The 13,592-nt window shown below is 38.4% G+C and carries 11 protein-coding genes and 1 pseudogene; 3 read left to right on the top strand and 9 right to left on the bottom strand.

The genetic code is table 11. The features are described from left to right. Positions 1–69: 69 nt before the first annotated feature. Positions 70–969 carry a hypothetical protein gene (locus tag Q0W26_RS02760; protein WP_298522135.1) on the bottom strand — a complete coding sequence of 300 codons (900 nt, stop codon included), beginning with the start codon at positions 967–969 and terminating at the stop codon, positions 70–72. Between the two features lie 218 nt (positions 970–1,187). Between Q0W26_RS02760 and Q0W26_RS02755 the strand changes: the two genes are divergently transcribed. The 3 genes from Q0W26_RS02755 to Q0W26_RS02745 are packed head-to-tail and all read left to right on the top strand — an operon-like array spanning position 1,188 to position 3,491. Then, on the top strand, positions 1,188–2,558 hold the full coding sequence (locus tag Q0W26_RS02755; protein ID WP_298522132.1) for an MATE family efflux transporter: 1,371 nt from the start codon (positions 1,188–1,190) through the stop codon (positions 2,556–2,558). Continuing rightward, positions 2,548–2,961 carry a MarR family winged helix-turn-helix transcriptional regulator gene (locus Q0W26_RS02750; RefSeq protein ID WP_298522130.1) on the top strand — a complete coding sequence of 138 codons (414 nt, stop codon included), beginning with the start codon at positions 2,548–2,550 and terminating at the stop codon, positions 2,959–2,961. The genes Q0W26_RS02755 and Q0W26_RS02750 overlap by 11 nt, the downstream gene beginning before the upstream one ends. Then, entirely contained in the window at positions 2,958–3,491 is a 534-nt protein-coding gene (locus tag Q0W26_RS02745) for a nitroreductase (protein ID WP_298522128.1), read from the top strand. The genes Q0W26_RS02750 and Q0W26_RS02745 overlap by 4 nt, the downstream gene beginning before the upstream one ends. Before the next feature lie 207 nt (positions 3,492–3,698). On the opposite strand, the gene argS is transcribed toward Q0W26_RS02745, so the two are convergent. From argS to ilvD, 8 genes and pseudogenes are all read right to left on the bottom strand, one after another. Further along, positions 3,699–5,399, bottom strand: a complete 1,701-nt coding sequence (argS, locus tag Q0W26_RS02740) for an arginine--tRNA ligase (RefSeq protein ID WP_298522126.1) — start codon at positions 5,397–5,399, stop codon at positions 3,699–3,701. An 18-nt stretch (positions 5,400–5,417) separates the two neighbouring features. Next, on the bottom strand, positions 5,418–5,843 hold the full coding sequence (locus tag Q0W26_RS02735) for a signal peptidase I (RefSeq protein WP_298522124.1): 426 nt from the start codon (positions 5,841–5,843) through the stop codon (positions 5,418–5,420). A gap of 4 nt (positions 5,844–5,847) precedes the next feature. After that, the gene (gene hemL, locus Q0W26_RS02730; protein ID WP_298522122.1) at positions 5,848–7,122 is read right to left on the bottom strand and encodes a glutamate-1-semialdehyde 2,1-aminomutase; all 1,275 of its coding nucleotides are present in this window, start codon (positions 7,120–7,122) and stop codon (positions 5,848–5,850) included. A 9-nt stretch (positions 7,123–7,131) separates the two neighbouring features. Continuing rightward, positions 7,132–7,761: a cobalt-precorrin-8 methylmutase gene (locus Q0W26_RS02725; protein WP_298522120.1), complete on the bottom strand. Its 630-nt coding sequence runs from the start codon at positions 7,759–7,761 to the stop codon at positions 7,132–7,134. An 82-nt stretch (positions 7,762–7,843) separates the two neighbouring features. Then, on the bottom strand, positions 7,844–9,046 hold the full coding sequence (locus Q0W26_RS02720) for an aminoacetone oxidase family FAD-binding enzyme (protein WP_298522117.1): 1,203 nt from the start codon (positions 9,044–9,046) through the stop codon (positions 7,844–7,846). 4 nt (positions 9,047–9,050) lie between these two features. After that, positions 9,051–10,336, bottom strand: a pseudogene (gene aspS / locus Q0W26_RS02715) (aspartate--tRNA(Asn) ligase). A 187-nt stretch (positions 10,337–10,523) separates the two neighbouring features. Beyond that, positions 10,524–11,795 carry a histidinol dehydrogenase gene (hisD, locus tag Q0W26_RS02710; protein ID WP_298522114.1) on the bottom strand — a complete coding sequence of 424 codons (1,272 nt, stop codon included), beginning with the start codon at positions 11,793–11,795 and terminating at the stop codon, positions 10,524–10,526. Between the two features lie 7 nt (positions 11,796–11,802). Then, positions 11,803–13,452, bottom strand: coding sequence for a dihydroxy-acid dehydratase (gene ilvD / locus Q0W26_RS02705; protein ID WP_298522112.1), 1,650 nt, complete (start codon positions 13,450–13,452; stop codon positions 11,803–11,805). Positions 13,453–13,592: the final 140 nt, after the last annotated feature.

Genomic DNA, 13,592 nt, shown 5'->3' with positions numbered 1-13,592 from the left:
ATCTTAAATCCTTAAATTTTTAAAAAAATATGAATTAAATTAGGAAAATCCTAAATTAATTCCTGAAATTTAAAGGTTTTGAACTACTTCAAGAGACAGACCGGTACGTTCTGCAATTTCAGCATTACTAAGAACATCTTTTAAGTTTTTAGCTAAGTTTAAGGTTACATTCTTAGTAACTTCCTTAGTAACTTGCTCTGTAACTTGCTCAGTAACTTGCTTAGTAACTTCCTTAGTAACTTGCTCTCTAACTTCCCTTTTTGTAGTTTCAACCAAGTTGGTTTCATACTCCACTAAAAAATCGTTATACATCTTAATAATCCTCCAAAATTTATCAAGCAATTTTTTGTCATCATCTGCAACAATTTGTGCCACAATATACTGACATTGCTTTATTTTGGCCTGTTCATCTTCACCAAATAGATTTTTATTGTTTACTATTCTAAAGACTTCAAACGCTGCTTTTACCGGATCAACATTTCCCATCAATGGAATGAATATCAAATTATAATGGTCTTCCTGAGACAATTTCTCCTGATTTTTAATTTTTTCTTTAATGTTAATTAATCTTTCTAATCCATCGAATTCTGAATAGAAAAATAATCTAGGCTTAAACGGGAAAAATTTAGAAATGAATGCAACCATCTTTGAATTCTTTCTAATTCCTGTAGAAATTATATTGGTTTCAACCAATTTTCCACTGATTAGCCTTAGATTAATTGCATATTGGGCACATCTCAAAAGAAATTTTTCCCCAATATTTCCCGATTGAAATTCGATATTTATCAGAGTTCCGTCCTCAAGGACTAAAACCCCATCCATCAATCTTTGTCTAAATGTTGGTATTATCAATTCTGTAGGATAGAAACCTACAACTTTTCTTGCATCGCCCATCATTGTTAGAATTGCCTGTGCAAAAGCGATGAGCGATAGTTTTTGCAAAGTATCGTGCTTGAATGGAATATACATTTTATCACCGCATTGTTTTTTAAATATGGCATATCGATATACTCAAGGATATTTTAGATTTCCAAAGTATTTAAATCGTTTAGTTGTTAATTAAAGCAATATTACGAGGTAAAAACAATTTTAAAGGATGATAACAATTTTTCAAAATGGGACAATAACTTTAAATAGTAACACTTGCATATACAAGAGTATAGTTGCATATGCAAGAGAGGTATAGCATGGAGAAAAATGAAAATATTGAAATGATTACAGGAGACCCTAAAAAAGCAATAAACAAATTATCATTGCCGATTATAGCCAGCATGTTTTTGATTTTTGCAAACAATGTTATTGACAGCATTTGGGTTGCAGGACTTGGTGCAGAACCATTGGCCGCAATAGGATACATCACACCACTGTTCATGATCTTAGTCGGATTCGGAAACGGGATAGGGGCAGGTGGTAACTCACTCATCTCAAGGTTCATCGGCGCCGAAGACAGGCAATCAGCAAACAATGCAGCGATACACAACCTTATCTTAAGCGTTATTGTTTCAATCGTCATTTCAATAATCTTTCTGGTATTCATGGAACCAATGCTAAACATGATGGGTGCAAACAGCGTCATAAAATATGCTACAGATTACGGATTCATCATATTCACATGGACATTCGCACTTTTAATGCCGCCGATTGTAGGCGGAGCGTTCAGAGCTGAAGGAGATATCAAAAGGGCAACAGTCCCAATAGCTCTGGCTGCAATAATCAACATGATTTTAGATCCTATTTTCATCTACACATTTGGTATGGGAGTTCAGGGAGCAGCATGTGCGACTGTAATGGGACCCCTAATAAGCCTGCTTTTAATGTTCTACTGGATATTCATCAAAAAAGACACATACCTTTCATACAACCGCAAAGATTTCCACAACGACCTTGGAATGTACAAGGACATACTGGTTGTAGGTATTCCTGCCAGTCTGGAGCAATTGGTGCTTTCAGTCCTGACAATATTCGTCAATTACATGCTTACAATCGTATCCGGACCAGTATCTGTTGCGGTATATACTGCAGGATGGAGAATAGTCAGCATCGGAATGCTTCCGGCAATAGGTGTCGGAACAGCGGCCATTTCCGTTGCGGGAGTTGCATATGGAGCTCGTAAATACGAAAACCTAAGAGTGACTGCCAGATATGCAGTTAAAGTGGCATTGATAGCTTCAATAATAGTTTGCATTATTTTAAATGTCTTTGCAAATCAGATTGCATTCATATTCTCATATTCAGAAACCAGCGCACAGCTTGAACCTCTGATTGCAAGTTTCCTGCAGATAATGTGCCTCTTTATCCTATACGTTCCCTTTGGAGCAAGTGCAGGTAACGTTTTCCAGGGAGTTGGAAAAGGAACAATATCATTTGTCCTTACAACATTCAGGGAATTCATACTTGTGCTGATTTTTGCATACCTTCTGGGATTCACATTCAACATGGGAGAGTTCGGAATCTACTGCGGAATGCTTTTAGGCGGAGGAATAGGATCGCTGATATGCTACGCCTGCATTGAACTCTACATCAACAAACTTATCAGAGGCAATGAAAATGTCCAGTAAAAGCTTTCCGACCGTTCCCTACATATCCATACTCTACAGGGAACATGCGAAATACCTGAACGAAAAGGTTAAAGACGAGGATTTGAGTTTTGGCCTTTTCCCGCTGCTGATAGCAATATATGACAATGAGGGAGTGATTCAGGAGCAGTTGGCCCAAAGCTTTCATCTAAACGAAAGCACAATAACAAGAAACCTCAAAAAGCTTGAGGATAAGGGATTCATCAAAAGGATTCCGGATAAGAGAACCAAAAGAATTGAGATTACCGAGAAAGGTGCAAAAACCGCTCAAAAGGTAATGGATTACGATGACGAGTGGGATGAGAGAATAAAAGAAATAATAGGCACTGAAGATTATGATAATTTTAAAAATACATTAAAAACAATTTCAGAGGCGTTAATATGAACCAGACTATCAATGACTTGAAAACAAGAAGAAGCATACGCAAATTCAAAGACGAACAGATTTCAGATGATGATTTAAAGACAATTCTGGAAGCCGGTACCTACGCTCCAACAGGAAGAGGTGCCCAATCACCAAAGATTGTTGTAATTCAGGATGAAGAGAAAATCAAGGAACTTTCCGCATGGAACAGAAGCTTTTTTCCGGTTGAAGTTCCTAAAGACATGGACCCTTTTTACGGAACAAAAACCTTGCTTATTGTTCTTGCAGACAGTGAAATGCCAACATGGGTTGAAGACGGAGCAAGCGTGCTTGCGGTTCTGGTTAATGCCGCCCATGCAGTTGGTGTAGGCAGCTGCTGGATTCACAGGGCACGTGACGAATTTGCAAGCGAAAAAGGTAAAGAACTCTTAAAAGAATGGGGAATTCCTGAAAGGTTTGAAGGTGTTGGCCATGTCGTGTTGGGCTATCCGGACATGGAAGCGCCTGAGCCACTTCCAAGAAAAGAAGATTACATCCACTTTGTGGATTAATCCTACTTAATTAGACCTCAAATAATATTAACATTAACAGTCATAAATCCAATATAATTGCTCGAACTTTACATTAACATCAAGCATTTGCAAAAAACAATCATAATCAAATTAGAGATATATATCCAGGAAATCAAATTAAAATTAAATTGTCCAATCGATGATGGTAATGTCAAAAAAAGAATTAAAGATGAGTCAAATACTCATCTACATTTTTTCAGGTGCTGAAACACCTAAAATATCTAATGAATTTTTAATGGTTGTTTTGGCCCTGTCAACCAAAATCAATCTTGTATCTTCAAGTTCAGATCCGATAACCTGTTCTGATTTGTAGAACTTGTTGAATGAACCTGCCAAATCCTGACAGTATTGTGTAATGTTGTGAACTCTCTTCTTGTTGGCGCAGTCTTCAACAACCTGTGGGAACTTGGCTATTTGCCTTACCAAGTCCTGTTCGGTTTCATTAGGAACCCAATCATCGGACACTTCCAAAGAGCTTATGTCCTTTCCTGCGTTTTCCAGCAATTTATTTGCCCTTGCATGTGCATACTGAATGGAAGCACAGCCTCGCTCAAAGCTTAAGGCATCATCCCATTTGAATGTCAGGTGCTTTTCAGGAGACAGTTTTGCAATGAAGAATCTGATTGCTCCAACACCTATCTCTTCAGCCATCGGTGCAATTTCCTCTTCGGTCAAATCAGGATTTCTTGATTTGATTTCATCGTGAGCCCTTAAGACAGCTTCATCTATAAGTTCATCGACAGATACGAATTTGCCCCTTCTAGTTGACATTGATCCTTCAGGAAGTGTGATGAATTCATAGAATATTACTTCAGGAGGAGTTTTTCTTAAGATTTCTTTAAAAATGACTTTAATCTGCTTTGCAGCTAATTTATGGTCTGAACCTAAAATATCAAGAACTGTATCTCCTAAAGAATTCTTGTATACATGATAAGCCAAATCTCTTGTAGAGTAGAGTGAAGTGCCGTTTGACCTTCTCAAAACAAATTCCTTTTCTATGTTAAAGTCAATCAAATCTATGTACAACACTTCGTTTTCCCTTGTAAATCCTTCTTTTTTAATGTAATTTACAAGATCATCAACCTCACCGCTTCTTACGAACTGGCCTTCCCAGACAAAGTCATCATGGACAATGTTCATTCTCTGAAGTGATTCCTTCATTCCGCTTATGCATTTTGATACGACATCTTCGAAGACTTTGTTCAACTCCTCATCTTCGCCTTCCTCGTATTTTTGAATCAGTTCATCGACTTTGGCATTCAATGCTTCATCCTCTTCTACAGCCTTGTTTGCATCGAAGTAAAGTTTTCCGATTTTGTGGTCAATCTTATCGCCTTCGTAATCGTCAATGTTGAGGCCGCATTCGGTTATTCCGCAGACAATGATTGCGATTTGCCTTCCCATGTCATTTACATAATATTGAGTTACGACATCTCTTCCAGCCAATTTCAATAATCTTGAAAGGGAATCTCCAAAAATGGAGTTTCTGATGTGTCCTATATGAAGTGGACCGTTCGGATTGGCGGAAGTGTGTTCCAAAACAATTTTTTCACCATATGCCGGAAGCTGACCGTAGTTTTCATCGACCTTTTCCAAAAGCAATTTGGAGAATTTGGAATAGTCAATGAAGAAATTAACGTAAGGTCCAAAGTTTTGGACTTTAGAAAAAATCTCCGGAACTTCTATTTTATCAACCAGGTCTTTTGCAACTTCCGGTGGGGAAGTCCTTAACTTTTTAGTAAGGGCGAATGCAATTGTACTTGCAAGGTCTCCCAATTCCGGATTTGGAGGAAATTCCAATTTGAAATTCCTGTCTATCTCTTCATCATACTGATCTAAAGCCTTATTGATGGCTTCAATAGCTTGTCTTTCAATTTCAAAATACATTAACTCACCTTATAAACATTATAAACCTCTTAACCAGAGGGAAGCATAACCGATTTTCGGAATAACAACCAAATTGTCGCCGATTGTTACAACTCTTTCTTGAATCTGCTCTGCCTTAACATAATATGGATCCGGAGACTTGTTGTTATCTCCCTTTATTTCATACATCGTAGTTCCATTAATACTGACAATATTTATAACCCTATGAATAACCGGCTGGTCAAACCATGCCGCATCATAAACAACGACATCTCCCACTTTAACATCCTTAGGGTCAAATTCGTGAATGCCTAAAAAGTCTGCCTTTTCAACAAGAACAATATCTCCCCTGTAAAATGCAGGCTCCATACTGCCTGAAACAACCACATTCAGGTGTTGGGCAGCTATTAAAACTATCACAAGAATTATTATATATGATGCAACTTCTTTAAAGTCAATTTCCATTATATTACCTTCTTCTTTTACTAAATGCTGCTTTCAATGCAATTTCAATAGCGTCGGAAGTCTTTTGCATGTCTTCCATGCTGTGGGCATTGGAAATAAAATTACATTCGAATTGTGATGGAGGAATGAATACTCCTTCCTTCAGTAATGCCTTAAAGTATCTTAAGAATTGTCTTCTGTCGGATTCCTGCGCATCTGCGTAATTGTAGACCGGTGCAGGATTGAAATAAATCTGAAACATTGATGCAAGTCCGACCGGCTGAATGTTGTACTCCTCATCGTCGATGATTGATTGGATGTTGCCTCTAAGGTAGTTTCCTTTCCTTTCAAGTTCCTTGTAAAATGCATCATCCAATTGTGTTAAAGTGGAAATACCTGCTTGTACTGATACAGGGTTTCCGGAAAATGTTCCTGCCTGATAGACAGGACCTTGAGGTGCAATCAGTTCCATGATTTCCCTTTTACCGCAGAATGCACCCATAGGAAGTCCTCCACCTACGATCTTACCCAATGTGGTCATGTCGGGAGTGACTCCGTAATATTCCTGAGCTCCACCACGGGATGCTCTAAAACCGGTGATTACTTCATCAAATATCAATACGATTCCATTTTCTTCTGTAATTTTTCTGATGAACTCTAAAAAGCCAGGTTTTGGCTCAATACATCCAACATTACCCATTACAACTTCCATAATGATACAGGCAATGTTTTCGCCTTCCTTTTCAATCAATTCTGTAAGAGCCTCTTCATCGTTGAAGGGAACGGACAAGGTATTCTTTGTAGTGTCTGCAGGAATTCCCGGAGAGTCCGGCAATGTTGCAGCTCCTGAACCGCCTTTTACCAAAACATAATCGTGAGCCCCATGATAGGCCCCTTCGAATTTGATTATTTTATCCCTTCCTGTGAAACCTCTTGCAAGCCTGATTGCACTCATGGTGGCTTCGGTTCCGCTGTTGCAGAATCTTACCATTTCAGCAGAGGGAATTCTGTCAACAACTTCTTTTGCAAGGGTTATCTCATTTTCAGTTGGAGTACCGTAAGCTGTACCGATAGTCAATTGATTGGAAACTTCCCTTACGACTTTAGGGTCGGCATGTCCCAATATCAAAGGACCATAAGCCAGACAATGGTCAATGTAAGTTTTTCCATCAACATCTGTGATTCTTGAACCTCCAGCGCTTTTGACAAAAAACGGATAAGGTTTAAAAGCACGTATCGGAGAGTTTACTCCTCCTGGAAAATAATTTTTAGATTCATTGAACAATTCTTCTGAATACATTATATCACGCTATAAATGTTGTATTAATGAATTTACGCATGCAACGGCAATTGGTGTACCTCCTTTAGGACCTTCCACAATAATATTTGGAATGTCTGAATTATGCAAGGCTTCTTTTGAATCGGCTGCTCCTACAAAACCAACAGGAACGCCTACGATAGCCTTAAGATTCATTTCACCGTTTGCATATAAATCCATAGCTTCAAAAACAGCAGTCGGAGCATTGCCAGAAACTACGATACCTTCAAAATCATTGCTTGCAGCATAACGCATTGCGGCGGCCGCTCTTGTGATTTGATGCTCTTTAGCAATCTTAATGACCTCTTCGTTTCTGATATAACACTCAACTTCCCCTTCATATCTTGTAATACCATATTTGACCATGTTAATGTCAGTCAAAATGGTTTCTTTATTTCTTAGGGAAGCCATAGCTGCATCTACAAAATCAGAACTCATTTTTACTAGTTTTGCATACTCAGGATCCGCAGTTGAGTGGACAATCCTCTCAACGATGTCTCTTTCTATAGGTTTCAAGTCTTTGACATCATCCCCAATAAGGCCACGGATAATTTCTCTACTTTTGTTTGCAATATCCAAACCTTGTTTAGTTGATGCACCCATGAACATTTTGTCTGTCATAATGTTAGATATGTATTAAATATATGTTAAATATTTTGTCTTATCCAGCATCAACATTAAAAAAAGGCAAATAATTTCAAAATTATTTTTCACTGGCTGACATGCCCGCCAGATAACCTGTGGAAAATGCGATTTTCAAATTGTATCCGCCGGTTGGACCGTGCAAGTCAAGAACCTCCCCTGCAAAATACAGGTTAGGTGTTAATGTGGATTCCATTGTCTTCGGATTGACATTTTCCAAATCAATTCCACCAATTGTCACTTTTGCCAGTTTGGCGTTGAAATCCGTGATTTCAAATGTGAATCGCTTAAGTTTTTCAATCAGGCGGTTCTTGCTTTTCCTGTTGATTCTCGACAGCTGAATCTCGCCGTCCAAATCACATTCATTCAGGAAAAATTCGATGAAATTGTTTGTCAAAAATAGCTTCAGGTAGTTCTTGAGCATGGTTTTTCCTTTATGTTGAAAGTCACTTGTGAATCTTTCAGCCAGCTGGTCTCTTGTAAGCTCCGGAAGCAAATCGATTGCGATTTCAAAACTGATGTCGGGATCGTTTTCTAATAAGTTATAACTTATACTTTCAGAAATCTCATTGCTTAAATTGATGACGCCAGGACCTGTTAGACCAACATGTGAGAAGAGAACATTACCTGTAATCTTGCTTTTCTTATAACTTATAACAACATCATATAATGTGATTCCTGCAATTTCCGACAAGTCCCTTTTGGTTATTAACGGCACCAGGCCGTATTTTATGTCAGTTAATGGATGTGAAGTCAGCGCGTAGTTTTTGATGTCGCATCCTGTTTGAGGATAAGTCATGCCACCTGTAGCAATTATTATTTTATCTGCCCTTATCTCATCGTTTATTACAAATCCTTCTTTGATTGATTTTACTTCAAAGTTATAAGTTATAACTACATCTTTTAAGTAATCAGTTAGAACTTTTAAGATATCACTGGATTTTTCGGTTTCGGGGAAAATCCTGTTGTCATCTTCCTGGATGAAATTCAAACCCTTGTCCTGAAAAAGAGAAAGTAAATTTTCATTGGTAAAAGTATAAAAAGAGTGTTTTAAAAAGTTTTTTTGAGAATATGAATTCAATAGCTTTTTGATTGGCTTTAGATTTGTAATATTGCATCTGCCTCCACCGGTCATCAAAAGTTTAAGACCCAATCTGGAGTTCTTTTCAAGCAATATTACACTGGAGGAATTTTGGGAAGCTGCGATTGCAGCCATAATTCCTGCCGGCCCTCCGCCAACGACAGCTATTTCATATTCCTTCATAGTACTAAGGAGTTAATCTGTGTCTGTCTCTTGGGAAGAGTACACATTCACGGATGTTTTCAGCGCCTGTAAGTACCATGGTTAATCTGTCAGCACCGACACCCCATCCTGCATGAGGAGGCATACCGTATTCGAACGCTTTGAGATAGCTTCCAAATCCGTCCGGGTTCAGGCCTCTTTCTTCGATTTGTTTTACAAGCAAGTCATGCTGGTGTACACGAGTAGCACCGGAGGATAATTCCAAGTTGTTGTACATTAAATCGAATGCATGAGAGTATTTTTCATCTCCTTCCTTAGGCATTACATAGAACGGTTTGATTTCAGTCGGCCATTCAGTCAGGAAGTAGAATCCACCCATTTGATCGCCTAATGCCTTTTCAGCTTCACGGGATAAGTCTTCTCCCCAGTCCATTTCAACATCACGGGAATTGACAATTTCTACTGCTTCATCGTAAGTTACAACAGGGAATTTACCTGGAACTTCAATTTCATGGCCTAAAATATCCAATTCATCTGCACATTTATCGTTGATGTCACCTATTACTTTAACAAGCATGTCATTTAAGACGTTCATTACGTCAACATCATCCATGAAAGAAGCTTCTGCATCGATGGAAACAGCTTCGTTCAAGTGTCTTAGGGTATCGTGCTCTTCTGCTCTGAAAATCTGACCTATTTCAAATACTTTGTCCATTCCACTTGCCATCATCATCTGTTTGTACAATTGTGGAGATTGGCCTAAAAATGCTTCTTTTTCAAAGTAAATAATAGGGAATAATTCTGTTCCTCCTTCAGTAGCGGATGCTACAAGTTTAGGAGTGTTAATTTCATAAAATCCATTGTCATAGAAGAAATCTCTGATTGAATGGAACATTTGACCTTTGATTTTGAAAATTGCTGAAACGTTTTCTTTTCTGATATCCAGGAATCTTGAATCCAATCTTGTATCGATTCCAGCTTTAACCTTTTCAGTTGGATCCATTGGTAAAGGTTGGTTAGCCAAGTTCAATACTTTTACTTCTTTCGGTAAGATTTCAACATACCTTTAATTGCAACAACGGATTCTTTTCTCAATTCTCTTAATTCTTCCATAATTTTTTCATCAACTTTTTTGCTTGGAGCTGTTATTTGAACTCTGCCTGTCACGTCACGTAAGATAACGAACATGATTCCTCCGAAATCACGGATTTCATGCACCCAGCCCATTACAGTAACATCACTGCCTGCAATTTCTGAGTTGCATTCACTGGCATAGTTGGTTCTTCTCCAATCATGTAATAAACCTTGCAAATTATTCACCTCGGTTATAAAAATAAAAAATAATGATAAATTTTCATTATAATTTTAGTTTAGTTTTAATGTTTAATAAATATATGTAATATTGAACTATATCACCCTTTGAAAAGGTAGATATTAAAATAATAATTGATTTAATATCAAAAAAAGAAAGGTTTATAAGAAAAATAACTTATAAACACTATTTCAATCTTGTTTTAAATGAGTTTGCATGAGCATAAAATCCTTCATATTCAGCAATTGGAACTGAGGTTTTGGATAGCTCACTAAGACCTTCTTTTGTAATTCTTTGAACAGTCGGCTTTTTGATGAACGCTTCGGTTGAAAGTCCGGAATACATTTTGGCTCCTCCGCCGGTTGGAAGAACATGGTTTGTTCCGGATCCGTAATCACCTGCTGCAACAGGTGAGTATGAACCTAAAAAGATTGAACCGGCATTATTGATGTGAGATAATGTTTCATCATCGTCTTTTGTGGATATAATTAAATGTTCAGGAGCATATTCGTTTGTAACGTAAATAGCTTCCTCAAAAGTGTCAGTGATAATGATTTTTCCACTTTTTGACAATGACTCTTCGATAATTTCACGCCTTGGTGCTGTCTCAGTCAACTGTTTGACAAACTCGTCTGTCTTTAAAGCCAAGTCCCTATCATCGGTTACTAAAAAGCATGATGCGTTAGGGTCATGTTCTGCCTGTGCAAGAATGTCTGTTGCTAAAAATTCAGGATTTGCAGATGAATCCGCCAATATCAACACTTCAGAAGGTCCTGCAGGAAACTCAATATCTACTTGACCATACACCAATTTTTTGGCGGCTGTAACGAATATATTTCCCGGACCGACAATTTTTTCTACTTGAGGTATTGACTCGGTACCATATGCAAGTCCAGCAATGGCCTGTGCTCCGCCGACCTTATATATCTCATCGGCACCTGCAATATCTGCAGCCACCAAAATTGCATCCAAAATTTTGCCGTCCTTCTGTGGAGGAGTTACACAAACGACCTTTTCGACACCTGCAATTTTTGCAGGTATTACTGTCATCAATATTGATGAGGGGTAAGCTGCCCTTCCTCCAGGTATGTAACAGCCAGCAGAGTTGATAGGCCTTACGATTTGGCCCGCAACAATTCCCGGATTTACTTCCATTTCCCACTCGGACGGAATCTGTTTTTTGTGAAATTTTTCAATGTTGGATGCCGCATTTTTCAAAGCGGTTAGCAGTTCATCTTCCAAAGTATCGTAAGCCTCTTCAATTTCATCTTTGGATACTTTCAAATTTTCTATTGTAACACCGTCAAATTTTTCAGTATATTCTCTAATAGCATCATCCTTGTTGAGTTTAACGTTGTTTAAAATGTCAGATACAATGTCTAAAACCTTGTTTACATCTTCTTCTGATCTTTTAATGGTTTCGGTTAAATCAATCTCTGAATAGTTAAGAATATCCATATTAACACTACCTTAAGATAGCTCCAGTATCAGCGGAGTGAACAAGTTTCTGATATATTGCCAGCCAGCCTGAAACATCGCTTTCAGGGTGTTTGACTTGTCTGAGCCTTTCTTCGATCTCTTCGTCAGTGAGTTCAACATTAATCAGCCTGTTGTTAATGTCGATTTCAATAATATCACCGTTTTGTATTGCTGCAATCGGTCCGTTTTCCCTTGCTTCCGGTGAAACGTGACCTATGCAAGGCCCTCTTGTTCCTCCTGAAAATCTTCCGTCGGTTATTAGACCCACATCCTTAATGTTCATTCCTGCAAGTGCTGAAGTTGGATTAAGCATTTCACGCATTCCAGGTCCTCCTTTAGGCCCTTCATACCTGATTACAACAATGTCACCTTCTTCGATTTCATGGTCGAATATCGCCTTTGTGACTTCCTCTTCTGAATCATACACTTTTGCAGGGCCTTTAAGATGCATGAGATTATCTGCAACGGCACCTTTTTTAACTACACTGCCGTTTGGAGCGAGATTACCTTTCAAGATTGCAATTCCACCATCTTCATGGACAGGGTCATCTAAAGTGTGAATGACATCAGTGTTTTTATTCTCCACAGTTTCCAGGTTTTCCTTAATGGTTTTTCCAGTCACTGTCAACTGATTAACATCAATCTTATCACCTAAAGTTTTCAATACTGCCTGAATTCCGCCTGCAAGGTGCAAATCCATCATTGAATCTTCACCGGCAGGAGATATGAGAGCAATATGAGGGACTTTTCTTGATATTTCATCGAACAATTCCAAATCGACATTAACGCCTTCAACTTCACTGGCCAATGCAGGAATATGCAATGCTGTATTTGATGATCCTCCCAATGCCATGTCAACTGCGATTGCATTGTTGAAGGCTTCCTGAGTCATTATGTCTGACGGTTTTATGTCATCTTCTACAAGCTTGACAATTTGTTTTCCGGATTCAAATGCCACCTGATTGTTTTCCTCTGTCAGAGCATGTGTTGTTGCGCAGGTAGGAAGTGAAAGTCCCAATGTTTCTGTAATGCATGCCATTGTGTTTGCTGTAAACAGGCCTGAGCAGCTTCCAGCTCCAGGACATGCACATTTTTCAAGTTCATGGACTTCCTCTTCAGACATTTTGCCTGCAGAATAAGCTCCAACAGCTTCAAAAACAGTAATCAAATCAGCGGGTTTACCCTTATATGAACCTGCTTTCATTGGCCCTCCGGTAACGACGATTGATGGCACATTGACACGTGCTGCACCCATTATCATTCCAGGAACAACCTTATCACAGCTTGGAATCAATACAAGTCCGTCAAATGCATGTCCTTTTGTCATACTTTCAACTGTTGCCGCAATTATTTCCCTTGAAGGAAGAGAGTATTTCATTCCTTCATGGTTCATACTGATTCCGTCACAGACTGCCATTGTATCAAATTCAAATGGGATGCCGCCTGCAGCAATAATACCTTCCTTTACAAACTCAACCAGGTCTTTCAGGTGAATATGGCCCGGTACAATATCGGTATAACTGTTAGCTATTCCAATAAACGGTTTTTTAAAGTCGTCATCATCAAGCCCGCATGCCCTTAAAAGAGACCTGTGCGGAGCCCTCTGAATTCCTTCTTTTACACTATCACTTTTCATTTAATCACACAATTAATTTAATCAACAATATTTATGTCTATTATATCTTTTAAAATATTGGAATTAATTTGAAATTGGAAAATATTGTTGGCCTTACCTATACGTGAAGATAAAGTCTGGAAAAATTATAGTGATTGATT

The organism is uncultured Methanobrevibacter sp., from assembly GCF_947169325.1.
Classification (GTDB): domain Archaea; phylum Methanobacteriota; class Methanobacteria; order Methanobacteriales; family Methanobacteriaceae; genus Methanocatella.
This window is presented reverse-complemented; position numbering and strand designations above follow the sequence as displayed.